This is a genomic window from Bradyrhizobium sp. 956_D2_N1_4 (genome assembly GCF_052076025.1).
Taxonomy (GTDB): domain Bacteria; phylum Pseudomonadota; class Alphaproteobacteria; order Rhizobiales; family Xanthobacteraceae; genus Bradyrhizobium; species Bradyrhizobium barranii.
Window position 1 is genome coordinate 8,106,278 of record NZ_CP197237.1, and the last position, 24,205, is coordinate 8,130,482.

The 24,205-nt window shown below is 65.3% G+C and carries 22 protein-coding genes; 5 read left to right on the forward strand and 17 right to left on the reverse strand.

All coding sequences use genetic code 11. The annotated features are described in order from the left end of the window. Positions 1-4: 4 nt before the first annotated feature. The 3 genes from AB7535_RS38185 to AB7535_RS38195 are packed head-to-tail and all read right to left on the reverse strand — an operon-like array spanning position 5 to position 4,189. Complete coding sequence (locus tag AB7535_RS38185) at positions 5-1,087, reverse strand: lipocalin-like domain-containing protein (RefSeq protein ID WP_354113858.1); 1,083 nt, start codon at positions 1,085-1,087, stop codon at positions 5-7. Then, complete coding sequence (locus AB7535_RS38190; protein WP_354113859.1) at positions 1,077-3,539, reverse strand: FtsX-like permease family protein; 2,463 nt, start codon at positions 3,537-3,539, stop codon at positions 1,077-1,079. The genes AB7535_RS38185 and AB7535_RS38190 overlap by 11 nt, the downstream gene beginning before the upstream one ends. After that, positions 3,536-4,189, reverse strand: a complete 654-nt coding sequence (locus AB7535_RS38195; protein WP_085404087.1) for an ABC transporter ATP-binding protein — start codon at positions 4,187-4,189, stop codon at positions 3,536-3,538. The genes AB7535_RS38190 and AB7535_RS38195 overlap by 4 nt, the downstream gene beginning before the upstream one ends. Positions 4,190-4,335: 146 nt before the next feature. On the opposite strand from AB7535_RS38195, the gene AB7535_RS38200 reads away from it, so the two are divergent. Then, positions 4,336-5,673 carry an MFS transporter gene (locus tag AB7535_RS38200; RefSeq protein ID WP_166347957.1) on the forward strand — a complete coding sequence of 446 codons (1,338 nt, stop codon included), beginning with the start codon at positions 4,336-4,338 and terminating at the stop codon, positions 5,671-5,673. A 211-nt stretch (positions 5,674-5,884) separates the two neighbouring features. Here the strand turns inward: AB7535_RS38200 and AB7535_RS38205 are convergent, their stop codons facing one another. From AB7535_RS38205 to soxX, 11 genes are all read right to left on the reverse strand, one after another. After that, positions 5,885-7,603: an N-acyl-D-amino-acid deacylase family protein gene (locus AB7535_RS38205; RefSeq protein ID WP_439037554.1), complete on the reverse strand. Its 1,719-nt coding sequence runs from the start codon at positions 7,601-7,603 to the stop codon at positions 5,885-5,887. A 188-nt stretch (positions 7,604-7,791) separates the two neighbouring features. Then, the gene (locus tag AB7535_RS38210; protein WP_439037555.1) at positions 7,792-8,997 is read right to left on the reverse strand and encodes an MFS transporter; all 1,206 of its coding nucleotides are present in this window, start codon (positions 8,995-8,997) and stop codon (positions 7,792-7,794) included. A 317-nt stretch (positions 8,998-9,314) separates the two neighbouring features. After that, positions 9,315-9,482 (reverse strand): hypothetical protein, encoded by a 168-nt coding sequence (locus AB7535_RS38215; RefSeq protein WP_354113862.1) that lies wholly within the window; start codon positions 9,480-9,482, stop codon positions 9,315-9,317. Positions 9,483-9,563: 81 nt separating this feature from the next. Then, the gene (locus tag AB7535_RS38220; protein WP_282522465.1) at positions 9,564-10,601 is read right to left on the reverse strand and encodes an MBL fold metallo-hydrolase; all 1,038 of its coding nucleotides are present in this window, start codon (positions 10,599-10,601) and stop codon (positions 9,564-9,566) included. 334 nt (positions 10,602-10,935) lie between these two features. Continuing rightward, a complete protein-coding gene (locus AB7535_RS38225) occupies positions 10,936-11,391 on the reverse strand; it encodes a DsrE family protein (protein ID WP_354113863.1) in 456 nt (151 codons plus the stop codon). After that, positions 11,388-13,139: a thiosulfohydrolase SoxB gene (soxB, locus tag AB7535_RS38230; RefSeq protein WP_354113864.1), complete on the reverse strand. Its 1,752-nt coding sequence runs from the start codon at positions 13,137-13,139 to the stop codon at positions 11,388-11,390. The genes AB7535_RS38225 and soxB overlap by 4 nt, the downstream gene beginning before the upstream one ends. A gap of 56 nt (positions 13,140-13,195) precedes the next feature. After that, positions 13,196-13,501, reverse strand: a complete 306-nt coding sequence (locus AB7535_RS38235; protein WP_028151965.1) for a hypothetical protein — start codon at positions 13,499-13,501, stop codon at positions 13,196-13,198. Then, positions 13,498-14,361, reverse strand: coding sequence for a sulfur oxidation c-type cytochrome SoxA (gene soxA / locus AB7535_RS38240; protein ID WP_354113866.1), 864 nt, complete (start codon positions 14,359-14,361; stop codon positions 13,498-13,500). The genes AB7535_RS38235 and soxA overlap by 4 nt, the downstream gene beginning before the upstream one ends. Beyond that, positions 14,361-14,672: a thiosulfate oxidation carrier complex protein SoxZ gene (gene soxZ, locus AB7535_RS38245; RefSeq protein ID WP_247312898.1), complete on the reverse strand. Its 312-nt coding sequence runs from the start codon at positions 14,670-14,672 to the stop codon at positions 14,361-14,363. The genes soxA and soxZ overlap by 1 nt, the downstream gene beginning before the upstream one ends. Before the next feature lie 10 nt (positions 14,673-14,682). Then, the gene (soxY, locus tag AB7535_RS38250; RefSeq protein ID WP_063985941.1) at positions 14,683-15,168 is read right to left on the reverse strand and encodes a thiosulfate oxidation carrier protein SoxY; all 486 of its coding nucleotides are present in this window, start codon (positions 15,166-15,168) and stop codon (positions 14,683-14,685) included. A 25-nt stretch (positions 15,169-15,193) separates the two neighbouring features. After that, on the reverse strand, positions 15,194-15,550 hold the full coding sequence (gene soxX, locus AB7535_RS38255) for a sulfur oxidation c-type cytochrome SoxX (protein ID WP_354113867.1): 357 nt from the start codon (positions 15,548-15,550) through the stop codon (positions 15,194-15,196). 246 nt (positions 15,551-15,796) lie between these two features. Between soxX and AB7535_RS38260 the strand changes: the two genes are divergently transcribed. Then, positions 15,797-16,471, forward strand: coding sequence for a DUF938 domain-containing protein (locus AB7535_RS38260; RefSeq protein ID WP_085403988.1), 675 nt, complete (start codon positions 15,797-15,799; stop codon positions 16,469-16,471). Between the two features lie 121 nt (positions 16,472-16,592). Here AB7535_RS38260 and AB7535_RS38265 read toward each other — a convergent pair whose 3' ends face one another. Beyond that, positions 16,593-18,659 (reverse strand): prolyl oligopeptidase family serine peptidase, encoded by a 2,067-nt coding sequence (locus AB7535_RS38265; RefSeq protein WP_354113868.1) that lies wholly within the window; start codon positions 18,657-18,659, stop codon positions 16,593-16,595. 186 nt (positions 18,660-18,845) lie between these two features. On the opposite strand from AB7535_RS38265, the gene AB7535_RS38270 reads away from it, so the two are divergent. Beyond that, a complete protein-coding gene (locus AB7535_RS38270; RefSeq protein WP_354113869.1) occupies positions 18,846-20,093 on the forward strand; it encodes an MFS transporter in 1,248 nt (415 codons plus the stop codon). Between the two features lie 177 nt (positions 20,094-20,270). Continuing rightward, positions 20,271-21,506, forward strand: a complete 1,236-nt coding sequence (locus tag AB7535_RS38275; RefSeq protein ID WP_354113870.1) for an MFS transporter — start codon at positions 20,271-20,273, stop codon at positions 21,504-21,506. 125 nt (positions 21,507-21,631) lie between these two features. Here the strand turns inward: AB7535_RS38275 and AB7535_RS38280 are convergent, their stop codons facing one another. Together AB7535_RS38280 and AB7535_RS38285 are read right to left on the reverse strand one after the other, a co-directional pair. After that, a complete protein-coding gene (locus tag AB7535_RS38280) occupies positions 21,632-22,126 on the reverse strand; it encodes a VOC family protein (protein WP_354113871.1) in 495 nt (164 codons plus the stop codon). A gap of 90 nt (positions 22,127-22,216) precedes the next feature. Continuing rightward, entirely contained in the window at positions 22,217-22,762 is a 546-nt protein-coding gene (locus tag AB7535_RS38285) for a carboxymuconolactone decarboxylase family protein (RefSeq protein WP_354113872.1), read from the reverse strand. Between the two features lie 136 nt (positions 22,763-22,898). On the opposite strand from AB7535_RS38285, the gene AB7535_RS38290 reads away from it, so the two are divergent. Further along, complete coding sequence (locus tag AB7535_RS38290; protein WP_354113873.1) at positions 22,899-24,098, forward strand: acyl-CoA dehydrogenase family protein; 1,200 nt, start codon at positions 22,899-22,901, stop codon at positions 24,096-24,098. The last annotated feature ends 107 nt before the right edge of the window (positions 24,099-24,205 follow it).

Sequence of the window (24,205 nt, forward strand, 5' to 3'; positions counted from 1 at the left end):
CGCTTCAATAGCCGGTCAGCTCGAGATAGCCAACGCCGTCATGCGTGCCGGCAAAGCTGATCGGCCCTTCCCAATAGGAGAAGCCAGTCCCCATCCAGGCTTTTGGGTTAAGCGGCTTGCAGGCAATCGAGAGCGATCGCGAGGGGATCGTGATCTGCCATTCCACCGGCAGCTTGCGCCCCGCGATCTCGGCGGTCGCTTTCGGACTCATCTGGATATCGCCACCCGCGATCATCTGCGTGTCACCCGCGGCGCTGATCCAGTTGCCGAACGGATACTCCTGGCCGTCCTTCTGCCGCAGCCGGTACAGCATCAGCTTGTCGCCGGATGCGAGATGTAGCGACAGCCAGTCCCAGCCGGTCTGGTCGGCATCGAGCGGCTGGCTGCTCCACTCGCGATCCATCCAGGCCTGGCCCGAGACATCGACGGATTTGTCGTCGATCGTGAGGCTGCCGCGTGCGCGGTAGAACGGCTGGCTGTAATAGTAGGACGCCTGCCCGCGCTCGGACTTGCGGCTGTAGCCGTGATCGCCCTGCAGCACCACGGGACGATCGGCCTCTAACGTCAGCGCGTAGCTGAAGTCGGTGCCCGATGCTTTCAGCGCCAAGGGTGCCAGGGTGCGATCGTCGGTGCGCTCAAAACCCTTCATCTCCCAATCGTCGATCCATGCCGCAAATGGCTTTGCGGTGACGCCGGCCTGTCCAATGCCGCCGCGTGCAAACACCTCGCTGAAGCGGTGAGTATCAGCGCGCGTCACCGCCGCATGCGCCATCCAGATCTGCTGATTGGCCCAGCCCTCTCCTTGCGGGCCCGACTGCGCCGCCTGGCGGAACAGCGTCCATTGCAGGCCGCACGCCGCGCCGCTGCCATCGACAAGGTTCGCGGTGAGATACCACCATTCGATACGGAACTCCGGATGCGGGCCGTGATCGGCCGGGAAGCTGAACGTCTTTCCCGGTGTCACCTTCGCAAAGCCGTCGGCGGTCTCGCCGAGCCCGGCATAGCCTTGCGCGCCAGCGCGGCGGGCAGCCGCGAGTGCGGCGATGCCGCCGGCGAACGCGCGCCGCGTGATTTTATCAGCGCTCATTGGCAAACACCTTGACGAGGCTCGCCGGCTGCATCCGCGCCAGTCGTATCATCGGCAGCAGCGCGGCAAGCAGCGAAGCGATCAGCGCCACCGCGACCAGCTCCACCAGCTGCAGCGGAAACACATGGAACGGCAGCCGCCAGCCGAACGCCTTCACATTGACGATCGCGATCAGGCACCACGCCACCAGCAATCCGAGCGGCACGGCCAGCAGGGAGGTGAACAGCGCAACCGACAATGTCTTGGTCAGTTCGATCGCGGCAAGGCGCGGCCGCGTGATGCCGATCGCCCACAACGGCGCAAGCTGCGGCAGGCGGGAGTTCGCCAGCGTCAGCAGGCTGGTCAAGAGCGCGATGCCGGCCACGCCGAGCGTGAAGGCATTCAGCGCCGACGTCACCGCAAAGGTGCGGTTGAAGATCCGGATCGATTCCGCCTTCACTGTTGCCTGATCCGCGACGCTGCGGTCGTCGAGCGCGAATTGCTTCTGCAACGCCGCGATCAGGCCGGGGATATTTTCCTTCGCGACGATCAGGCCGATCCGTGTCTGCGGCGTCTGCGGAAAGTGCCGGATCAGCGCCGCGACGTTGACGGCGAGCTGCCCCTTGGGGTTGCCGTAGTCGGCATAGATGCCGGCGATGTCGAGCTCCCAGGTGCCGCCCGGTGCCGGCACCTCGATGACATCGCCGACGCGGACGTTGAGGCGGCGGCTCAGCTGCTCGCTGATGAAGGCGGCATTGCCGGGCACGAGCTGGGTCCAGGCGCGCGGCGCGGTCTCCAGCAGCGGCCAGCGCTCGCGATAGAGCGCGTGATCGGGCAGGCCGAGCAGCTCCACCGGCTGCCCCTGAACCTGCGTATCGGCGCGTCCGCCCGACAGGATCGCCTGCACGTCGCTGCGCTCCTTCAGCCAGCTCCGGATCGCAACGCCTTGCGCATTGTCGGAGGCGCTGATGTAGACGTCGGCGGCAAGCCGCCCGTTGAGCCAGCCGACGAAGGTGCGGCTGAAGGTCTCCACCATGGTGGACACCCCGACATTGACGGCCAGCGCAAGCAGCAGCGCCATCAGGGCCAGCGACAATCCGGAGAGCTGTTGCCGGCTGTCCGCCCAGAACCACAGCGCCAGCGGCCCCTTCGCCCAGCGCTGGCCAACGAGCAGGATGATCTCGAGGAATGCTGGCAGGATCAACGCCGCGCCGAACATCAATGCGGCCAGCACGCCGAATCCCGCAATCAGCGATTGCCCGTAGTGCAGCAGCAACAGCGCGACCGCAAACACGGCGCAGGCCGCGCCGCTCTGCAGGATCAGCCAGCGGCGCTGCCGCTGCTGCCAGGCGTACGGCTGTGCAGTCGCCAGCACCGGCATCCTGATCGCCTTGATCAGGCTGGTCGCGGCGGCCACGAGTGCACCCGCAATGCTGATGCCGATACCGGCGAGCCACCATTCGGAGCGCAGTGTGAGCTGTCCCGGGATCTGCGCGCCATAGAGCCCGCGCAACGACGCCGCGACGTCGGGCAACAGCGCGGCCGCGATGAAATAGCCGCAGACGAGCCCGATCAGTCCTGCGACCAGCGCCAGCGCCACCAGCTCGACCACCAGCACCGTGTTGACCAGCCGCGCCGAGGCACCGCAGGCCCGCAACGTGCGCAGCATCGGCAGCCGCTGCTCGAAGGCGAGGCCGACGGCGGAGTTGACGATGAAGAGGCCGACGAAGAACGACAGCAGGCCGAAGGCGGTGAGGTTGAGATGAAAGCTGTCGGTGAGGCGCTCCAGCTCCGTCTCCGCATTCGGCTCGACCAGCTGCAACTGCTCGCCAACGATGCTGGCCAGCGGCGCCGGCTTGCCCTTCGGCTTGCCGATCAAAAGCCGCGACACCTGGTCCGGCTTGTTCAGCAGCCGCTGCGCGACGCCGATGTCGACGACGAGTACGCCGGACACGAGCTGCGGCAGCACGCGCAGCGGCGGCAGTTTTGCGCCGTTACTGATCGGCGGTGCCGCGCCTTCCTGTTCCTGCAGATCGCTCAGCGTCTCCCGCGCCGCCAATGTCTGGCCCGGCGGCGCAACAAAACTGCTCAAATCCGAGGCGCCGAGGCGTGGCGCGTTGCCGACATCGGCCGGCATCGTCACCGGCTCGATGCCGAGCAGCCGCACCGAACGCCCGTTAACCTGGACGCGGCCTTCCAGCACCGGCGAGACCGGCCAGCCCGCGCGGCGGAGTTTTATGAACAGCTCCTGCGAAAAGGTCGCGGCATCAGGCGCCACCAGCATCGCCGTGCGCACGCCGCCGAACGTCGCCGCCGCACGGTCATAGGCATTGCGGGCCTGCTGGTTGATCGCCTGCACGCCGCTCCACAGTGCGGTCGCCGCGATCAGCCCGATCAGGAGCGTCGCGAACTGCATCTTGTGCCGCCGCCAGTGGCTCAGGAGCACCGCGAGGACCCACAGCGCGCGCCTCATGCGATCCGCCCCGCATGCAAGGTGACGTGGCGGTCGAGCGTGCCGGCCAGATGCAGGCTGTGCGTCACCATCAGGAAGCCGCAGCCGGTGCGTGTGACGAGGTCGCGCGTCAGCGCCAGCACGTCGTCGGCGGTATCCTCGTCGAGATTGCCGGTCGGCTCGTCCGCGAGCAGGAGCGACGGCTTTGTCGCCAGCGCCCGGCCGATCGCGACCCGCTGCTGCTGGCCGCCTGATAATTGCTCTGGATATCGCTTGAGCAGGCTGCTGAGCCCGAGCCGCTCGATCAGCTCTTTTGACCAGGCCGCATCGTGACGGCCGGCGATCCGCGCCTGGAAGACCAGATTGTCGGCGACCGAGAGGCTCGGGATCAGATTGAACTGCTGAAAAACCAGGCCGATCCGGTCGCGCCGCAGCTCGGCCCGGCCGGCGTCCGAGAGCTTGGTGACCTCGGTGTCCTCCAGGCGAATTGTGCCGCTGTCGGCGGCATCGAGACCCGCAATCAGGTGCAACAGCGTGCTCTTGCCGCTGCCGGACTCGCCGGTCAGCGCGACGCGCTCGCCGGCCTTGAGGTCGAGGTCGACACCACGCAGCACATGGACCGGCTCGCCGGCCGAGGAGAAGGTTTTTGAGAGGTTTCGGATGCTCAGCAAGGTCAATGCGCCGGACGGAATTAACTCAATGCTGCGTAGCACACTTGCCGTGGAAATGCCGGGGTTGCGTTGGCCTTGAAGCCGTTGTTAGCTCCCAAAACGGCCAAATCAAAAACGTGCCGACAAAAAGACATACGGGGAGATTGATGAGCGCTCAGGGAACGCCCGACGTTGCGGGCAGGACGGCAGGGGAAACCAAGGCAACGCCGAAGGGCGCCTGGACCGTCACTTTTCTCCTCTTTCTCTTCATGGTGGTGAACTTCGCGGACAAGATCGTCGTCGGTCTCGCCGGCGTGCCGATCATGACCGACCTGAAGCTCGATGCCGAACAATTCGGCCTGCTCGGCTCCTCGTTCTTCTTCCTGTTCTCGATCTCGGCCATCGTGGTCGGCTTCATCGTCAACAAGGTGCCGACGCGCTGGGTGCTGCTGACGCTGGCGGTGATCTGGGCGCTGGCGCAGTTCCCGATGGTGGGCACCGTCTCGTTCACCACGCTCCTGATCTGCCGCATCGTGCTGGGCGCTGGCGAAGGACCTGCCTTCTCGGTCGCAGCCCACGCCATCTACAAATGGTTCCCCGACGAGAAGCGCACGCTGCCGACCGCGATCCTGTCGCAAGGCTCGGCCTTCGGCGTCATCCTGGCCGTGCCGGCCTTGAACTGGGTCATCGTCAATCACTCCTGGCACTACGCCTTCGGCGCGCTTGGCGTCGTCGGCCTGCTCTGGGTCTGCGCCTGGCTGACGTTCGGCAAGGAAGGCCCGCTCGAGGACACGCAGGTTCTCGCCGTCACCGAGCCGAAAATCCCTTATGTGCAGCTGCTGACCTCGCGCACCTTCCTCGGCTGCGTGATCGCGACCTTCGGGGCCTATTGGGCGCTGTCGCTCGGCCTCACCTGGTTCACGCCGTTCATCGTCAAGGGCCTGGGCTTCTCGCAGAGCCAGGCCGGCTACGTCTCGATCCTGCCCTGGGTGTTCGGCGCGACCGTCGTCATCCTCACGGGGTGGGTCTCGCAGGTGATGATGGCGCGCGGCTACACGACGCGCATCTCGCGCGGCGTGCTCGGCTCGGTGCCGCTGATCATCGGCGGCCTGATCCTGGCGATGATGGCGCATGTGCAGGGTGCTGGCCTGCAGATCGCGCTGCTCGTCGTCGGCTCCGGCCTGTGCGGGGCGATCTACGTCGTCTGCCCGCCGATGCTCGGCGAGTTCACCCCGGCCTCGCAGCGCGGCGCGGTCATCGCGATCTACGGCGCGCTGTACACGCTGTCGGGCATCATCGCGCCGAACGTGATGGGCGCCGTGATCCAGCGCGCCGGCAACATGGTCGACGGCTACCTGACCGGCTTCACCATCAACGCGGTGGTCATGGTCGGCTCCGGTGTCATTGGTCTGCTGCTGCTGTGGCCGAACACGGAAAAGGCCAGGCTGACCCGCGGTGCGGCCCCGCAGGCCGCGGCGCTGAAGGGCGCGGTGTCGCCGACGTAAGGTTTGGGGCTGCCCTGCCGTTCCACCAACACTGTCGTCCCGGGGCGCGCGAAGCGCGAGCCCGGGACCCATAACCACAGAGAGTGGTTTGGGGTGAGTAGGTAACTCCGAGCCTTCGCAAAACGATTGCTGCGGCGTATGGGTCCCCGCCTTCGCGGGGACGACAGCGAGAGTGAGGCGCGGCCTTCGCGCCTCACTGCATCTCACAGCGCTAGCTCGCCACCCCCTGCGCACCCCGGATCAACTTCCCCGGCCGGCGTCCCGTGGCCTCACCGTGCCGCCGCGTCACCACGCCCGACACGATCGTCGCCTCATAGCCGTCGACATCCTGCAACAGCCGCCGCCCGCCGACCGGCAGATCGTAATGCACCTTCGGCGGATGCAGATGCAGCCGGTCGTAGTCGATCACATTGACGTCGGCTTTATAGCCGGGAGCAATGAGCCCGCGATCGGTGAGGCCGACCGAGAGCGCGGTCTTGCGCGACTGCGCGGCGACCACGAACGGAATCGTGAGCTTCTCGCCGCGCGTGCGGTCGCGGGTCCAGTGCGTCAGCAGATAGGTCGGGAAGCTCGCGTCGCAGATGATGCCGCAATGCGCGCCGCCGTCGGAGAGGCCCGGCACCGATTGCGGATCGATCAGCATCTCGCGCGTCGCGTCGAGATTGCCGTCGGCGTAGTTGAGGAAGGGCACGTAGAGCATGCCCTTGCCATCATCCGACAGCATCGCATCGTAGGCGAGCTCTTCCGGTTGGCGGCCCTGCTTGCGCGCCTGCGGCCCCAGCGCGTTCTCCGGCGGCTGCTCGTAATCGGGGGGATCGCCGAGCAGGAACATCTTGTCGTAGTTGGGCCGGAAGAACAGCGGATCGTCGGTCGCGGTCGCCGTCTCGCTCAGGATCGCCTTGCGTACCTCCGGCTGATGCAGCCGCGCTAGCCGCTCCTTCAAGGGCAAATGTGCGATCGCCTTGTAGCTCGGATGGGTCTGGAACGGATTGCGCGACAGCTCGAGCCCGAGCAGCAGGCCGACCGGGCGCGCCGCGATCTGCGCGGTGATGGAAAGGCCGCGCCTGGCGGCCGCGTTGATCTCGTCCAGCGTCTGGCGCCAGCGGTTTGGCGCCTTGTCGTTCTGCGTGATCGAAAACGAGATCGGGCATTTCGTGGCGTCGGCCACCCGTAGCATCATCGGCAGATCTTCGTGGAGGGTGGAGAGATCCAGCACGAATTGCAGCACGCTGCGGCCCTCGCGATGCATCGCGCCGGCAATCGCGGTGAGCTCGTCCTCGCCGGCCTTCAGCGTCGGCGTGAAATCGCCCGTCGAGGTGCGGTGGTTGAGCGTGCGCGAGGTCGAGAAGCCCAGCGCGCCCGAGCGCACCGCCTCGCCCGCGAGTTTCGCCATCGCGGCATTGTCTTCTGCAGTCGAGGGATCGCGGCGCGCGCCGCGTTCGCCCATGACATAGACGCGCAGCGCCGCATGCGGCAGCTGCGCGCCGACGTCGATGTCGAAATCGCGCTTCGACAGCCAGTTCATGTAATCCGGAAAGCTTTCCCACGCCCAGGGAATGCCGGCGCTCAGCACCGGCTCGGGAATGTCCTCGACGCCCTCCATCAGTTGGATCAGGCGGGTGTGATCGGCAGGCTTGCACGGCGCGAAGCCGACGCCGCAATTGCCCATGATCGCCGTGGTGACGCCGTTCTGCGACGACGGCGTGATGTCCTGACTCCAGGTGACCTGGCCGTCATAATGGGTGTGCACGTCGACGAAGCCGGGCGTGACGAGCTTGCCGCGCGCGTCGATCTCTTCGTTGCCTTTGCCTGCGACCTTGCCGACCTCGGTGATCTTGCCGGCGGTGATGGCGACATCCGCCTCGAACAATTCGCCGCCGCTTCCATCCGCGACGGTGCCGCCGCGGATCACGAGATCAGGGGTGCTCATGATGTTTCTTCCCAGTTTGTTGTTTTGCGTTTCTCTATCCGTCGTCCCGGACAAGCGAAGCGCAGATCCGGGACCCATAACCACAGGGAGTAGTGTCACGAAGACTCGGAGTGACCAGCTTCGCGCGACGATGGCTCCCTGTGGTTATGGGTCCCTGCGTTCAGCAGGGACGACGACTGAATTCTTGGCTACGCCTTGGCAGGCTTCCGCTCCGTGAACGGCGACAGCACCACGGTTGCGACCATGAAGATCACGGACGCCCCGAACACCCAGTGCGGCGCGCTCTGGTCCATGATCCAGCCGAACAGCAGCGGGCTGACGATGCCGCCGAGATTGAAGCCGGTGGAGACGATGCCGAAGGCGCGACCCGCGGCGCCAGGAGGCGCGGCGTTGCGCACCAGCATGTCCCGCGACGGCGCGATCACGCCGGAGAGGAAGCCCGCCATCATCATCGCGGCGGTCAGCATCCAGCCGGGCAGCGTGACCAGCGCGATCAGCAGCACGATCGCTGCGTTCGCGGCAAAGCAGGCGGCTGCGACATAGCCGTGGCGCGCGGTGTGGTCGGCGAGGAAGCCGCCGGCGAGCACGCCTGCGGCGCTGGAGCCGAGAAACGCCGTCAGCGCCACGTTGGCGGCGGAGTAGGACGCGCCGTAGCCGCTCATCAGCGCCACCACGCCGAAATTGTTGATGCCGGCGACCGACAGGCTGAGCAGCATGAACAGCGCGGTGAGCGTGATCAGCGCCGGCGTGATCACGGCCTGCTTCGGCGCGTTTTCGTTGCCCGGCTTGGTCTTGTGCGCGCCGGCATCGGGAATGTTCATGACGACCAGCAGCAGGGCCACCAGCACGGCGATCGCGCCCGACGCGATCAGCGCACCCGTGCCGCCGGAGACGGTGACGAGCGCCGCGACGATCGCCGGCGCCACGGCGCCGCCGAGATAGCCGGCAAAGGTGTGGACCGAGAAGGCGCGGCCCATCCGCGCCTCGTCCATATGCTCGGCCAGGATGGCGTAGTCGGCGGGGTGGTAGACGCTGTTGGCGAGACCCAGCAGCACCGCGCAGGCAATCAGCGAGGCATAGCTGAGGTGCAGGCCGAGCAGGATCAGCGCGAAGCCGCCGAGCGCGAGCCCGCCCAGCAGGATTCTGCGCGCGCCAAAATGGTCGACGAGATAGCCGGTCGGCGCCTGCGTCAGGCCGGATACGACTGCTGATACGGTGAGCGCGAAGCCGAGTTCGATGTAGCCGACGCCGAGCTGGCTCTTCAGGAACGGAAACAGCATCGGCAGGACCAGCAGATGGAAATGGCTGACCCAATGCGCGATCGAAATCCCGATCAGCGTGCGTAGCGCGCTGTCCGCCTTGCCTTGTTGCGGTGCGGCGAGAACGTCGACCATTCCAGTTCCGTTTCACTCCCTAAAGCGAGCGCAAACTATCGGGGAGAGCGGTTATTTGTCCATGAACGCAGGCGCATGGCAGGTAGCGCGGGTGGGGCGCTGTCTCAATCATTACTCGACGATGCGATGAGGCACACTGCGCTCCCTCCCCCCCTTGCGGGGGAGGGCGGGGGAGAGGGGTAGCCCAGCAAAAGCTCTATCCGTGGTCGATGCAAAGATCGTCGCGCTCTCGAAAGAGTGTGCCGTGTGGCGCCCCTCTCCCTAACCCTCCCCCGCAAGGGGGGAGGGAACGCACCGTTCGTGGGGCAGGCTTCAACTCACAACGGCTCGTCATCCGAACCGTAGCGGTCGCGTTTCGGCGTCGCGATGTCGCCGTCGTCGCAATCGTCGTCGTCGAGCGCAGGCGGGGGCTTCTTCGCCCTGTCGTCCGCTTGCTCGTTATCAGCGACTTTGGGCGGCTTGCCCGGCTTGCCAGTCTTGGCCATGGGTGATCCCGGATGGTGATGCATCATCCGCTTCTACCTCAAAAATATGTGCGGTTCCTGACTTACCGCAAGAAGGGGGCGTCAGTGCACCACAGGCCCGCCGGCCTTCTTCCAGGCATCGATGCCGCCGGCGATGTGGGCGGTGTTGCTGAGGCCGGCTTCCTTGGCGGCGGCGACAGCCATCGCCGAGCGTTCGCCGAAGGCGCAGAAGAACACGACGCGGCGGCCGGTGGCGGCCGCGACCTCGCGCAGCATGCCGCCGGGCTTCAGGCTGTCTTCAACGGACGGATAGGGCGTATGCAGCGCGCCTTCGAGCATGCCGTGCTTTATCCGCTCATTGGTCTCGCGCAGATCGACCAGCAGGATATCGGGACGGCCGAGGATGCGGATCGCCTCGACGGCGCTGACTGCGCGGCCCTCTTTCTCCAGCTCCTCCTGATGCAGGCCGACATGCATGTTGGCGGGCACCGCGACGTCCATCATCTTCGGATTGGGCAGCTTCAGGTTTGCCATCAGCTCGATATATTCGTCGACCGAACGCACCTGGAGCCGCGGATTGTAGCGCTTCTCCTCGCCGATGGTGGAGACCGTGTCGCCCTTGTAGTCATGCGCCGGGAACACCATCGTCTCGTCCGGCAGCTTGAGCAGACGGTTGAAGATCGACTCGTACTGCGCGCGCGACGAGCCGTTCTGGAAATCGGTGCGGCCGGTGCCGCGGATCAGAAGCGTGTCGCCGGTGAAGACGCGGTCGCCCATCAGATAGGAGTAGGAATCGTCGGTGTGGCCGGGCGTGTACATCACGTCGAGCGACAGGCCCTCGATCGTCACCTTGTCGCCGTCGGCGACCCGCATCGCCACAACGTCGGCCTTGGTCTGGTCGCCCATCACGGTCATGCAATGGGTGCGGTCGCGGAGCTCACCGAGGCCGGTGACGTGGTCGGCATGGAGATGGGTGTCGACGGCTTTCACCAGCTTGAGGTCGAGCTCGCGCAGCAGCTGGCAATAACGGTCGACCTTCTCCAGCACGGGATCGAGGATCAGCGCCTCGCCGCCGGGGCGGCTGGCGAGGACATAGCTGTAGGTGCCCGAAACGCTGTCGAAGAGCTGGCGAAAGATCATGGCAAGACCCGGCGTGGAACTGGTTTCGAGGATTCTACTACGCCAGAGGCTGGAAAGAGAAGCAATTCACTGTGTAGACAAGAAAATTTAGAAGATTTTTGTTCTGTGTGATGGGGCCGGGGCCGGATCGGCAGAGCCGGATTGCGCGCCCGAGAGCCGTCAGGGACGCCATGGTGTCGCCCAACCCACTGCTGTCATTCCCCGCGAAGGCGGGGAATCCAGTACGCCGCGGCTTCTCCGTACCCCTCGCTGTCTCTGGAGTACTGGATCGCCCGCTTTCGCGGGCGATGACGGTGAGTGTGCTGCAGGGACGTGCCACAAACTCCGGGCACCCCTACGGCCGCACCACCGTGTAGCCATTCTCCGCCAGGAACAGGATCTGCCCGACGCCCACCTGCACCGGCGTCGCAGTCGGAATGAACTCCGGCCGTCGTCCGGTCTCCCGCTCGATCGTGTCGATCGTGTTGAGGCAGATATCGAAGCGCACGCCCTGCACGATCAGGCTTTCGACCTGCTCGCGGCGCTCGCTGCCGGTGAACAGGAGATCAATGCCGGGACCGAACGCCACCACCTCGATCGCGACCTTGTCGGGATCGTAGGCCTTCAGGAGATTGTTGGCGACGCTCAGCACCAGCGCGTGCTTCTTCGCATCGCCGTCGGAGAGCTGAAGCACGATCTTGTGCTCGGCGAACGGCTTGTCCTGGAGCGGCACCTGCTGTGCCGAGGCCCATGGCGTGGCGAAGGCGAACGTCGCCAGCAGCATCGCGCAGCAGATTTGCGATCGCATCATCCCTGTCCTGCAATGCCTGGATTGCCCTCGACGCCCTTCAGCGTCACGCCGGAGCCGAGCCGCTCCTGAAACATCCGGCCCGAGCGCAGATATTTGGCGACGACATCCCACACCGGTGCGCCCTGCTGGCCGTTGACCGAGGCCCAGCCCGCGACCTTGTAGCGGTTGCTCGCGCTGAGCGCCTTGCCGCCATTGAGCTTCAGTTCGGAGATGCGGCTGCCGATCGCAGCCGTCGGCGTGCAGGTGTAGCTGAGCCCGCCGGCGCGCACCATGTCGCCGCCCTGCTGGTAATAGGGATCGGGGTTGAAGAGGTTGTCGCAGATGTCTTCCAGCACTTCCTTGATCTGCGCGCCGGTCATCTCCTGCACATAGGTCTCGGGATAGGTGATCGCGGTTTCCGCGAGCACATCCTCCATGGTCAGCGGCTGGCCGGACAGTGCGGTGACGCCCCAGCGGAAGCCCGGCGACAGCGCGATCTCGGCATCGAGTTCGCTGCGCAGCGCGGTGCAGATCAGCTCGTCGACGGGGCCGGCGAAATTGTCGCGGCGGTACAGCAGGCGGTCGGGCGTTGCGATCTTTTCCGACCAGTCGGTCACATGCGGCGCGCGCACCCGGCCGATCAGCTCGGCCATGCCAGGGTCGGGCTTCAGCAGCTCGGAATAGACCGGCAGCAGATGGTACCTGACATCGCCGACCTTGCCCTTGTCGAGCGCGAGATCGAGGACACCCAGAAATTTTCCGTTGGAGCCGGCATTGGTGACGAGCGTCGTGCCGCTCGCGTTCTTCACCGCGATGGGCTGCGGGATCGCATCATGGGTATGGCCGCCGAGGATGACGTCGATGCCGGTGACGCGGCTCGCGAGCTTGAGATCGACGTCCATGCCGTTGTGCGACAGCAGGACGACCGCATCGACCTTCTCAGTGCCGCGCAAGGCATCGACATGCTTCTGCAGCTCCTCCTCGCGGATGCCAAAAGTCCAGTCCGGCGTGAACCGCCTGGGATGCGCGATCGGCACATAGGGGAAGGCCTGGCCGATGATCGCAACGCGATGGCCGCCGAGCTCCTTGATCATCGAAGGCTTGAACACGCGCCCGCTCGCCTTGTCGAAGGCGGGTGCGTCGTTGAACGCGGCTTCCTCGGTCAGGAAGACGTTCTGCGCCAGAAATTCGCCCTTGAAGCGCTCGAGATTGTCGCGCAGCGCCTGCTCGCCGTAAGTGAATTCCCAATGCCCGGTCATCGCCTCGATGCCGAGCAGATTGGCGACCTCGACCATGTCGCGGCCCTGCATGACGTTGGCAAGCCCCGTGCCCTGCCAGAGGTCGCCGCCGTCGACGAGCACGGAGTGCTTTTCGCCGGCATCGCCGCGCAAGCGATCGATCAGTGTCTTCAGATGCGCGAAGCCGCCGAGCTTGCCGAAGCGGCCCGCGGACTTCTCGAACTCGAAGCAGCTGAAAGCATAGGCATCGGCGCTGTCGGAGCGGATCCCGAACCGTTCGAGGAAAGCGCGGCCAACCAGATGCGGCGGCCGTCCCGCCATCTCCCCGATGCCGATATTGACGCTGGGTTCGCGGACATAGACCGGGTTGAGCTGCGCATGCGTGTCGGTGGTGTGCAGGATGCGCGCATTGCCGAACCGTTCGAGGTCGTAAATGCTCGCGGTCTCGGCGCCGCGCGCGAGCCGCGGCAGGCTGAGCGATGTGGCGACAGCAGCGGTGCTCTTCAGGAAATCGCGGCGGCGGATGGCCATCCAGAAATTCTCCGCGCCTCTCAACGGCAATTCGACGGTTCCACGAGATTTTTAGTCTAGCGGATTTCCATCGCCTTCCACGCCTCTTTTTCTGACGTCGCCTGGAAGATCGAGGCCTTCGCCAGCGCCTCGGCCTCCTTCGAAGCGGCAACCGCGCGGTCGAAATCGCCGCCGTCGGCCGCCTTCTTGGCTGCCGCCAGCGCAGATACGGTCACGGTCCACTGGTTGCGCATGCCGGCGGCCTCCTTGGAGGCGGCCTCCGCAGCGGCATAGGCCGCCTTGTAGTCCGCCTCGTTTGCCGCGCGCGCTGCTGGCGCGAGGCTCAATGCGAGCAACATGGCGAGAGGAAGTGACAGCTTCATGGCCGCGCTCCCGGCCCTGAAATCGGCAGGCCGTTGGCGACGTAAGAGAGGAAATATTCGACGTCGCGATATTCATCGGCCTGCGGCTCCAGCGGAACCGCGCGGGTCTGGCTGTTGCAGGTGACGAAGCGGCGGCTGGTCGTGCCCATCCCGCTCCATTCGGAGCGGTAGATCGGCATCGCGTTCAGAATGCCGAGCGCCGGCGCCAGGATCTCGGCGCGGATGCGCTCGCCCGGGCTCTGCACATGGCAGCTCGCGCAGGAGAAATTCATCTGGCCGCGGCGCGTGTAGAAGTAGCGCTTGCCGTTCTCGTACGCGGCGAGCGCGCGGGGATCATCGGGAATCTTGATGTCCATCGGCTTGCCGCGCGAGGTGAACGCCATGTAGGCGGTCAGCGAGGCCATCTCGTCCTTGACGTAGGAGTAGGGCGCCTCGCCATTGGCCTCGCGGCAGCGGTTGAGCGCGAGCTCCAGTGTGACGACCTTGCCCTCCCCAGTGTCGAAGTAAGGATAGTTCTGCCGGATGCCGATGCCGCCGTTCGGGAAGCAGTCGGCATAGGTCTTGCCGTTCTTGAACGGGGTCGCGAACATCTCCTTGCCGGCGTCGAGCGCGAACTCGTAGGGCGGGAATTCCTCTTTCTCCTGCCACTGCCGCTTCATGTCCTCGTTCATCGAATAAGGACCGTTGACGAAATCCTCGTGCTTTACGGTCGGAAACTTCTGGAAGAAGAAGTTCTGGAACGCTTTCGCATCGGCAACGGGATCGACCTTGTCGGCCGCGATGACGCGCGGCGAGGTGAGGGCGAACGCGACCAGCGCGGCGCTCACCGAACCAAGCAGGAGACAGAAGCGGACATTCATCACGAAATCTTCGCAGTGGTCGTGTCCGACCCGCCCTTGTTGTCGGTCCAGGAGACCTTGAGGTCGTCGCCCTTCTTGGCGCCCTTGAAGCTGAACTTCACGTAGGGGTCCTTGGAGACCGCGGTGCCCCAATCGGCAACGAAAACGTCCTTGCCGTTACATTCGAACTTCAGCCGCTGGATGAAGTGCGCCGGAATCACCTCGCCCTTGGCGTCCTTGACCAAGCCGGTGTCCATGGGGTGCTGGATCAGCGTTTGCACCTCGGTGATGTCGCCGTTGGCCGTGGCGCGGACGCGAATGCTGGATGCCATCTAAATTCTCCTAACCGCCGCAGCCGCCGACTGTGACTTTGACTTCCTTGGTCGCGCTGTAGAGCTTGCCGTCGGCTTCCACGATCGCGGTCACGTTGGTGGTCTTGGCCATCTTCAGGCGGTTGGCGACAGCGGGGATCGTGCCATCGGGAATCTTGTAGCTCGCCGCGAGCGCGCTCGGATTCTCGGCCACGAAGAACGAGATCGAGGTGACCTTGTCGAGCGTCGTCGTGACCGAGATCGGCACCACGCCGCCGTTCTCGGCGATCTCGGGTGCGTCGAGCTTGACCTTGTCGGACGGCTCGGCGGTCTTGCCGTAGAGCGCCTTGATCGCGTCCGCTTCGCTCTTCTGCTTGAACGCCTCTTCCGGATATTTGTCGTTGGCCGCTGCACGTGCGGGCGCGAACGGCAGGTTGCCGAGGCCGAGCAGCGCGACGCCGGCTGCGCCCTGAAGGATCAGGCGCCGCGTCGGATGAGGGCCGGTGGTGATGGTCATAAGAGGTCTCCTGGCGTGCCGGCGGTCACAGGGTCTGGAGGAAATCAACGATCGCGCTGATCTCCTGCTCGGTCAAAATCCGGTTCCGGCCGAACGGCGGCATCATGGTCTGCGGATTGCGCTTGGTCTCGTCGAAGATGATCGCGACCAGCTCGTTGCGATCAGGGTATTTTGACTTGATGTCCTTGAGCTCCGGTCCGATCGTGCCCGGCAGGTCGCCGCCCTTGATGACGTGGCAGGTCAGGCAATTGCCCTTGCTGCGGTCGAAGGCGAGCTTCTGGCCGTCAGCCACGGCGGATTGCGCCCGCGCGGGGCCTGCGGCAAGGCCGGCGGCGATCGCCAGCAGGACGTAAAGGACGGGCGTCCGTGGAAAGGCGGTCAAGGCGTCATTCCGAGGCGTTATGTCGATGATCTCGTTCGCGGAAATATAGTGTTCCAAAGCACAAAGGGCATCGGCTGACAATCAAGACTATGCGCGCGGCAAAATGGAGTTAATATCTTCCGCATTGCAACTAAAGAGCTTATTTGTCCGGCGGATTCGGGCCAGGAGCGCTGGCCGGCTGTTTTCGGGGCGTTTGGGCGCCCATCGTGTTTTTTTCCCGTTCTCGTTTTTTCAAGGGGACCTCAATTGGCTGAATATGTCGTCGAATTTGGCAGGGACGGCGGACGGGTGGAGTCGGATGGGCGGCTCGATGCACCGGCATTTCATCGCAATCACGAGCCGCTCTGGGCGGCGCTGGAAAAGCATCTCGCAGGCCTGACCGGCAACGTCGTCGAGCTCGGCAGCGGAACCGGCCAGCACGTGGTCCATTTCGCCCAGCACACGCCCGGGCTGATCTGGTGGCCGAGCGACCTCAACCAGCGCCACCTCAAGAGCATCGAGGCCTGGCGCGTTCATTCGGGCCTGCAAAACATCCGCTCGCCGCTGCGGATCGATCTCACTGACCCCGACTGGTGTCCGGAGATGCGAAGCGGGCAGGGCCCGACGAGCCTTGCCGCATTGTTCTGCGCCAACGTGATCCACATCGCACCATGGAGCGTGGCCGAGGGCCTGTTCGCCGGCGCCGGCCGTTACTTGCGGGCCGACGGCAAGCTGTTCCTCTACGGCCCGTTCAAGCGCGACGGCAAGCACACCGCGCTCAGCAATGCCGTGTTCGACACCTCCTTGCGCGAAGGCAATCCCGAATGGGGCGTGCGTGATATCAGCGACGTCGAGACGCTCGCCCGCGGAGCCAGCCTTCGCCTCGTCGACACGATCGAGATGCCGGCAAACAATCTGACTTTGGTGTTTTCGCGGAGCTAATTCGGGACGTCGTCATGCCCGGGCTTGTCCCGGGCATCCACGTTCTTCGAGTGGCAAGGCAAGGCGTGGATGGCCGGGTCAAGCCCGGCCATGACGATGTGGAGGCGTCAGCGTCCGAGCGCTAGCCTTCATCCTTCCACCCGATCCTGTCCTTCAGGAACCGGAAGCCGATCACCTCGAACCCCGCGCGCTCCTTGTTGTCCTTGCCGTAGCCGTGGCCGCCCGCTTCCGGCTCGTAGAACCAGGCCTCGTAGCCCATCGCCTGCAGCTTTGCGGCCATCTTGCGCGCGTGGCCGGGATGAACGCGGTCGTCGCGGCGTGTCGTGGCGATCAGGATCGGCGGATAGGACTGGCCGGCTCTCACGTTGTGATAGGCCGAGTAGGTCTTCAGCCATTCCCACTCCTCGGGCTTATCAGGGTCGCCATATTCCGCGATCCAGCTCGCGCCCGCGAGCAGCTTTGTATAGCGGCGCATGTCGATCAGCGGAATGGTGCAGAACAACGCGCCGAAGCGCTCGGGGTAGCGCACCAGCATGTTGGTGATGAGGATGCCGCCGTTCGACCCGCCTTGCGCCGCGATCCGCTTTGGCTTCGTCACGCCGCGTCGCACGAGATCGGCAGCAACGGCCGCGAAATCGTCGTGCGAGAGCTTCTTGCCGGCGAGGCGTCCGGCATCGTGCCAGCGGGTGCCGAACTCGCCGCCGCCGCGCAAATTCGCCTGCACGATGGTGCCGCCGCGCTCGAGCCACAGCTTGCCGAGCGAGGGGTTGTAGTACGGCTTCACCGCATGGGCGAAGCCGCCATAGGCGCTCATATAGACGGGCGCATCGCCGGTCTCGCCGGCGGGACCGGTCTGGACATAGGGAATGCGCTCGCCGTCGATCGAGATCGCCTCGTGCTGTGTGACCACGAGGCCGTCGGCGGTGAACGTCTTCGGCGCCTGCTTCAGCACGGTCGGGCTTGCGACGCCGCGCTCCAGCAATAGCAGCGACGGCGGCGTGAGCGGGTCCTGCACATTGGCGAGCAGGTCGCCATTGCTCTCGGACGGATGGCGATCGAGCGGCCAGATGTCGACGACGCCGATTTGCGGGAGGCCGGGAAGCGTCTCGCGGCTCCAGCCGCCGGCGGATGGTGTGAAGATCTCGAAGCGCGGCTGCAGCTCGTCGAGGATCGACAGCACCAACTTTCCCGCCGCCCAGAACAGACCTTGCAGGGCCTGCCGCGGCCCGGGTTCGAACAGGACGATGAAATCGCGGCTGCCGGCGAGGAATGCCGAGAGCGAGATGCCGAGCACGGTGTCGGTGGCATAGGTCCGCCCCTCGACCTGCCAGTCCTTGCGCAGCTTCATCGCGAACCAGTCGCCATGGGCCTGCATCCAGATGCCGGTCGGCAGATCGAGCTTCGTCGTCGTGCCAGCCGCATCGCGCAGCCAGATGGTGTGATTGAAGAAGTCGATCTGGTCGACGATCCAGACCCGCGGCGCCGGTCCCGTGTCGTCGGCCATGCCTGACATCGCCATGTGATCGGCCGTGGTCTCGAGGATCGTTTGCGCCTGATCGACGGGCTGGCCGCGCCGCCACACGCGAACGGTCCGCGAATATCCGGAAGTAGTCGCCATGCCCTCGCCATGGGCGCTCGACAGCAGCAGCGTATCGGCATCTATCCAGTCCACGCCGCCCTTGGCCTCCGGCAGCGTAAATCCGTCCGCAACGAAGCTCTTCGTGTCGAGGTCGAATTCCCGCAAGGTGACGGCGTCGCTGCCGCCGCGCGACAGGCTCAGAATCGCCCGCGAGTGTCCCGGCATCGTGGCGATCCCGCTCAGCAGCCAGTCCTCGCCTTCGCTCGCCGCGAGCTGGTCGATGTCCAGCATGATCTCCCACGCCGGATGCGGTTTGCGAAACTCCGTCAGCGTGGTTTGCCGCCACAGGCCGCGCGGGTTGGCGGCATCCTTCCAGAGATTGTGTAGATCGCTGCCGCGCCGGCTGACATAGGGGATGTTGTCGGGACGATCGTAGATCGCCGCGAGGACATCGCGGTCGCGCTCGAACGCCGCGCCCCCGAACGCGGCGAGCGTCAGCTGATTCTGCCGCGCGACGAAATCGAGCGCCTGCTTGCCTTCGATCTCCTCCAGCCAGAGCCAGGGATCGTCGTCGGGAGCGCTGAGCGTGGGCCGGTCGTCGACGGACATGAACGATACTCCTAGAGGTCGCGGCGGATAGGATTTGATCGAGCGCAAGCCGTCAATAGCGCGAGCCGGTATCATCCGCCCGATTGCGTCAGAGGCATGGCCTGCGCCCGTTTGCGCCGGTTGCCCGCCCTTCCGCGCCCCTCCATAGTGCCGGGAATCAACAAGTCCTCTCGGGCGGAAATGCCGATGTTAGACGTGACTACAGCCCACGAAATCGCTGCCGACGCCCGCGTGCGTGCCAATGTGGTGCGCCTTGCCGCGGGGCAGGCGCTGACCGGCGCCAACTCGGCGGTGATCTTCGCCACCGGCTCGATCGTCGGCGCGACGCTCGCACCCGACATGTCGCTCGCGACGGTGCCGCTGTCGATGTACGTCGTCGGGCTTGCCGCCGGCACGCTGCCGACCGGTGCGATCTCGCGCCGCTTCGGCCGCCGCTGGGCCTTCGTCATCGGCACCGGCTGCGGCGTCCTCACCGGCGTGCTCGGCTCGTTCGCGATCCTGCATGCCTCGTTCGCGCTGTTCTGCGTCGCGACCTTCCTCGGCGGCCTCTACGGCGCGGTGGCGCAATCCTATCGCTTCGCCGCCGCCGACGGCGCGAGCGCGGCCTACCGGCCGAAAGCTGTGTCCTGGGTGATGGCCGGCGGCGTGTTCGCCGGCGTGCTCGGTCCGCAACTCGTGCAATGGACCATGGACGTCTGGTCGCCCTATCTGTTCGCCTTCAGCTTCCTGGTGCAGGCTGCGGTTGCGCTGGTCGCGATGGGCATCGTCGCCGGCGTCGATATGCCGAAGCCGGCACCGGCAGATCTGCACGGCGGCCGGCCGCTGCTCGACATCGTGACCCAGCCGCGCTTCATCGCGGCCGCGCTGTGCGGCGTCATCTCCTATCCCATGATGAACCTGGTGATGACCTCGGCGCCGCTCGCCATGAAGATGTGCGGCCTCAGTGTCAGCGATTCCAATTTCGGCATTCAATGGCACATCGTCGCCATGTACGGGCCGAGCTTCTTCACCGGCGCGCTCATCGCGCGCTTCGGCGCGCCCAAGATCGTCGCCGCCGGCCTGCTGCTGGAGGCCGTGGCCGCGGGTATCGGTCTCTCCGGCCTCACCGCGATGCATTTCTGGGCCACGCTGATCGTGCTCGGTGTCGGCTGGAATTTCTCTTTCATCGGCGCCTCCGCGCTGGTGCTGGAGACGCACCGGCCGCAGGAGCGCAACAAGGTGCAGGCCTTCAACGATTTCCTGGTGTTCGGCATGATGGCGATCGGCTCGTTCTCCTCCGGCCAGCTGCTGGCGAATTACGGCTGGTCCGCGGTGAACATGGTGGTATTCCCGCCGGTGGTGCTCGGCCTTGCCGTGCTCTCGCTGGCGTCCTGGGCCCGCCGCCGCAAGGCGCGGCTGGACGCGGCGATGGGCGAATTCCCGGATGCGATCTGAGTTGGCAGGAGACTGTCAGCAGCGTTGATACTTCGATCCAGGTCGAAGTGATTTTCGGGTGAAGGGCTATTTAGATGTCGTCATGGCCGGGCTTGTCCCGGCCATCCACGTCTTTGCTACGTCGAAGGAAGAACGTGGATGCCCGGGACAGGCCCGGGCATGACGGAGTAAGCGCCAATGCTCGATAACCCTCAACAGCCCAGGATCGACGAATCCTCCCTCCGCTACGAAGGTTGGCGCATCGTCGCGGTCTGCTTCCTGCTCGCGACCTTCGGCTGGGGGCTCGGTTTCTACGGCCAGAGCGTCTATGTCGCCGAGCTCCAGCGCGCGCGGGGCTGGCCGGCTTCGCTGATCTCCTCGGGCACGACGTTCTTCTATCTGTTCGGCGCGCTGCTCGTCGTCTTCGTTGGCGAGGCCGTCAGAAAATACGGCCCGCGGCTCTGCCTGATCGCCGGCACGCTGGCGATGGCGGCGGCCGCGGTCGCGATCGGCGCGGTGCGCGAACCCTGGCAGCTCTATCTCGCCGACGCCGTGCTCGCCTTCGGTTGGGCCGGCACCAGTCTCGCCATGATCACCAACACGATCAGCCTGTGGTTCGACCAGAAGCGCGGCATGGCGATCAGCCTGGCGCTGAACGGTGCCAGCTTTGGCGGCATCGTCGGCGTGCCGCTGCTGGTGACCCTGATCGGCCATGTCGGCTTTGCCAGCGCGATGTACGCCGCCGCCGGCGCCATGCTGGTGTTGCTGCTGCCGGTGATCCTCCTTCTCGTCGGCCGGCCGCCCGATCTTCACGGTTGGCACGCGACGGCGAAGGCCAGGCCGCAATCGTCGACGGAGATCCGCGCATGGGCGTTGCGCGACGTCGGGTTCCTCACGGTGACGATTGCCTTTGCGCTGGTGCTGTTCGCGCAGGTCGGCTTCATCGTGCACCTGATCTCGTTCCTCGATCCCGTAATCGGCCGCGAGCGCGCAGCCGTGGCGGTCGCGGTGCTGACCGCGATGGCGGTGATCGGCCGGGTGCTGTTCTCGATGGTGATCGACCGCCTCAACCAGCGGCTGGCGTCGGCGCTGTCGTTCCTCAGTCAGGCCGCGGCGCTTTGCGTCGTCATCAATTTGCACAACGACTATGTGCTGATCGCGGCCTGCGCGGTGTTCGGCTTCTCGGTCGGCAATCTCATCACGCTGCCGTCGCTGATCGTGCAGCAGGAATTCGACTCCGCCTCGTTCGGCGTGCTGATCAGCCTGAATACGGCGATCAACCAGGTGACCTACGCGTTCGGCCCCGGCGTCGTCGGCTTCCTGCGAGATTTCTCCGGCGGCTATACGCTGCCGTTCTATCTGTGTATCGCGCTGGAGGTGGCGGCTGCGGCGCTGATCATGGTGCGGGGGAAGCCGCGGTCAAAGGTCGCCTAGAGTCGCGACGGCGCCTCCACACACTCCGTCATTGCGAGCGCAGCGAAGCAATCCAGAATCTTTCCGCGGAGACAGTCTGGATTGCTTCGTCGCTTCGCTCCTCGCAATGACGAGGGGAGTGGGGATCACCCCTCCCGCTGCTTCAACAACGCCTCGACATCCAGCCGCTTCGTGAACATCGCCAGCTTGCCATCCGGCCCGAGCGGCCATTGCTCTTTCGGCTTGTCCCAATACAGCTCCACGCCGTTCTCGTCGGGATCGCGCAGATACAGCGCCTCGCTGACGCCGTGATCGCTGGCGCCGTCGAGCGCAATGCCGGCCGTGAGCACGCGATGCAGCGCATCCGCCAGCGCCGGCCGCGTCGGGTAGAGGATCGCGGTGTGGAAGAGGCCTGTCGTGCCCGGCGGCGGCGGCGAGCCGCCCTTGCTCTCCCAGGTGTTGAGCCCGATGTGGTGATGATAGCCGCCGGCCGAGATGAACGCCGCGCCCGAGCCCATGCGCTGCATCAGCTCGAAGCCGAGCACGCCGCAATAGAAGCCGAGCGCACGATCGAGATCGGCGACCTTGAGGTGAACGTGGCCGATCCTTGTGCCGGCATGGACGGCTGGGCTTTGCGACATGGTGCTGCTCCGTTGACCAACTCCAGATAAGGCCGGCTTCGGGACAGTGCTACCTGCCTATCCCGAAACCCATCGTTTCCGGATACGAAACTATGAGAGCTCCGGCACCTCGCCCTCCGGCAGCTCGAACTCGAACGTATTCAGCGTCATCGACACCATTGTGTAATAGCCGCACAGCCCGATCACCTCGACCACGCCGCGCTCGCTGAGGACCTTCACCGCTGCATCGTAGAGGCCCTTCTCGACGCCATGGCCTTCATGCAGCGACTTCGCGATGTCGTAGATCATCTTGCCCTTGGGATCGTCGAAGACAGGCGTGCGGCGATCGCGGATCGCGTCGATGATCTCAGGATCCATGCCGCCCTGGAGCGCCAGGCGCTTGTGCGCGTACCATTCGTAATGCGCGGTCCAGTGCCGCGCCGTCACCAGGATCGCGATCTCCGAAAGCTTGGCGGGGAATATCGTGTCGTAGCGCAGCACTTCGCCGAGCCGCGTGGCGTGACGGGCCATGTCGGGGCTGTTGAGCCAGGCCATCATCGGCGCCGGCGGCCTGCCGCGCTTGCCGGCAATCGACTCGTCATAGGTCTGCCGCTGGCTCTCGTTCATTTCGCCAGGCGAAAGGAGTTTCAGGCGCATTGTTATTTCCTCTTTGTTTTCAAGCTCGCCGTGGCGGCGACTATAGCCGAATGCAGCGCCACGGAAGTGGTTGAATTCCACGGTGCGATGGCTCAGAGTCGCGCCCAACAAGTCTTTTTGATTGATGGAAACGACCATGAGTGAATCTGAACCCGCCGATCTTGAGCAATTCCGCGAGCAAACGCGCGCCTGGCTGGAAGCCAACTGCCCGCCGGAGATGCGCAAGCCGGTGACCTCGGATAGCGACGTGTTCTGGGGCGGACGCAATACGAAATTCGCGTCCGAGCCGCAGCGCCTCTGGTTCGAGCGCATGCGCGACAAGGGCTGGACCGTACCTGACTGGCCGAGGGAATATGGCGGCGGTGGCCTGAGCGCTGCCGAGCACAAGGTGCTGCGCGCCGAGATGGCCAGGATGGGCGCGCGTCCGCCGCTGTCGAGCTTCGGCATCTGGATGCTGGGGCCGGCGCTGCTCAAATACGGCAACGAGGCGCAGAAGAAGGAGCACCTGCCTGACATCGCGGCGGGCCTGATCCGCTGGTGTCAGGGCTATTCCGAGCCGAACGCCGGCTCGGATCTCGCCTCGCTCCAGACCCGCGCCGAGAGCGACGGCGATGATTTCGTCATCACGGGCTCGAAGATCTGGACGTCCTATGCCAATTATGCCGACTGGATCTTCTGCCTGGTGCGCACCGATCCCACGGCGAAGAAGCACGACGGCATCAGCTTCATCCTGTTCGACATGGCCTCGAAGGGCGTGACGACCAAGCCGATCCTGCTGATCTCCGGCTATTCGCCGTTCTGCGAAACCTTCTTCGACGGTGTCCGCGTGCCGAAGTCCCACGTGGTCGGCACCGTCAATCGCGGTTGGGACGTGGCAAAATATCTGCTCCAGCATGAGCGCGCGATGATATCAGGCATGGGCGAGCGCGGCGTCGGCCGGCCGCTCGGCCAGATCGCGGCGGATTCCGTCGGCACCGATGCACAAGGCAAGCTCGACGATTCCATGCTGCGCGGCCGGATCGCGAGCTTCGACGTCGATGAGGCCGCGCTCGCCGCTTGCGCCGAACGCGCGGTCGATCTCGCCAAGGCCGGCCAGGCGCATCCGGCGTTCTCGTCCGCGATGAAATATTACGGCACCGAGCTCAACAAGCGCCGCCACGAGATCCTGATGTCGGCCGGCGGCGTCAACGCGCTGGAATGGGAGAGCGAGCGCTCCAGGCAGGGCGCCCGCCCGCGCGCCTGGCTGCGCACCAAGGCCAATTCGATCGAGGGCGGCACGACGGAGGTGATGCTCGGCATCGTCGCCAAGCGCATCCTGGATTTGCCGGGGGCGTGAGGCACGCTGCAACCGCACGTCATTCCGGGGCGCCGCGATAGCGGCGAGCCCGGAATCCATACTCCCGATTGTGGTTATGGATTCCGGGCCTGGCCTTACGGGCCATC

Coding starts and splice junctions, on each gene's coding strand:
- soxZ (WP_247312898.1), bottom strand. CDS start 14,672: ATGGCATCCAGCATTCGCGTCCGCGCCACGGCCAACGGCGACATCACC.
- AB7535_RS38265 (WP_354113868.1), bottom strand. CDS start 18,659: ATGTCCGTCGACGACCGGCCCACGCTCAGCGCTCCCGACGACGATCCC.
- AB7535_RS38270 (WP_354113869.1), top strand. CDS start 18,846: ATGTTAGACGTGACTACAGCCCACGAAATCGCTGCCGACGCCCGCGTG.
- AB7535_RS38235 (WP_028151965.1), bottom strand. CDS start 13,501: ATGAAGCTGTCACTTCCTCTCGCCATGTTGCTCGCATTGAGCCTCGCG.
- AB7535_RS38210 (WP_439037555.1), bottom strand. CDS start 8,997: ATGGTCGACGTTCTCGCCGCACCGCAACAAGGCAAGGCGGACAGCGCG.
- AB7535_RS38200 (WP_166347957.1), top strand. CDS start 4,336: ATGAGCGCTCAGGGAACGCCCGACGTTGCGGGCAGGACGGCAGGGGAA.
- AB7535_RS38280 (WP_354113871.1), bottom strand. CDS start 22,126: ATGTCGCAAAGCCCAGCCGTCCATGCCGGCACAAGGATCGGCCACGTT.
- AB7535_RS38275 (WP_354113870.1), top strand. CDS start 20,271: ATGCTCGATAACCCTCAACAGCCCAGGATCGACGAATCCTCCCTCCGC.
- AB7535_RS38220 (WP_282522465.1), bottom strand. CDS start 10,601: ATGATCTTTCGCCAGCTCTTCGACAGCGTTTCGGGCACCTACAGCTAT.
- AB7535_RS38205 (WP_439037554.1), bottom strand. CDS start 7,603: ATGAGCACCCCTGATCTCGTGATCCGCGGCGGCACCGTCGCGGATGGA.
- soxY (WP_063985941.1), bottom strand. CDS start 15,168: ATGACCATCACCACCGGCCCTCATCCGACGCGGCGCCTGATCCTTCAG.
- soxA (WP_354113866.1), bottom strand. CDS start 14,361: ATGAATGTCCGCTTCTGTCTCCTGCTTGGTTCGGTGAGCGCCGCGCTG.
- AB7535_RS38290 (WP_354113873.1), top strand. CDS start 22,899: ATGAGTGAATCTGAACCCGCCGATCTTGAGCAATTCCGCGAGCAAACG.
- AB7535_RS38190 (WP_354113859.1), bottom strand. CDS start 3,539: ATGAGGCGCGCGCTGTGGGTCCTCGCGGTGCTCCTGAGCCACTGGCGG.
- AB7535_RS38215 (WP_354113862.1), bottom strand. CDS start 9,482: ATGGCCAAGACTGGCAAGCCGGGCAAGCCGCCCAAAGTCGCTGATAAC.
- AB7535_RS38285 (WP_354113872.1), bottom strand. CDS start 22,762: ATGCGCCTGAAACTCCTTTCGCCTGGCGAAATGAACGAGAGCCAGCGG.
- AB7535_RS38225 (WP_354113863.1), bottom strand. CDS start 11,391: ATGATGCGATCGCAAATCTGCTGCGCGATGCTGCTGGCGACGTTCGCC.
- AB7535_RS38185 (WP_354113858.1), bottom strand. CDS start 1,087: ATGAGCGCTGATAAAATCACGCGGCGCGCGTTCGCCGGCGGCATCGCC.
- soxB (WP_354113864.1), bottom strand. CDS start 13,139: ATGGCCATCCGCCGCCGCGATTTCCTGAAGAGCACCGCTGCTGTCGCC.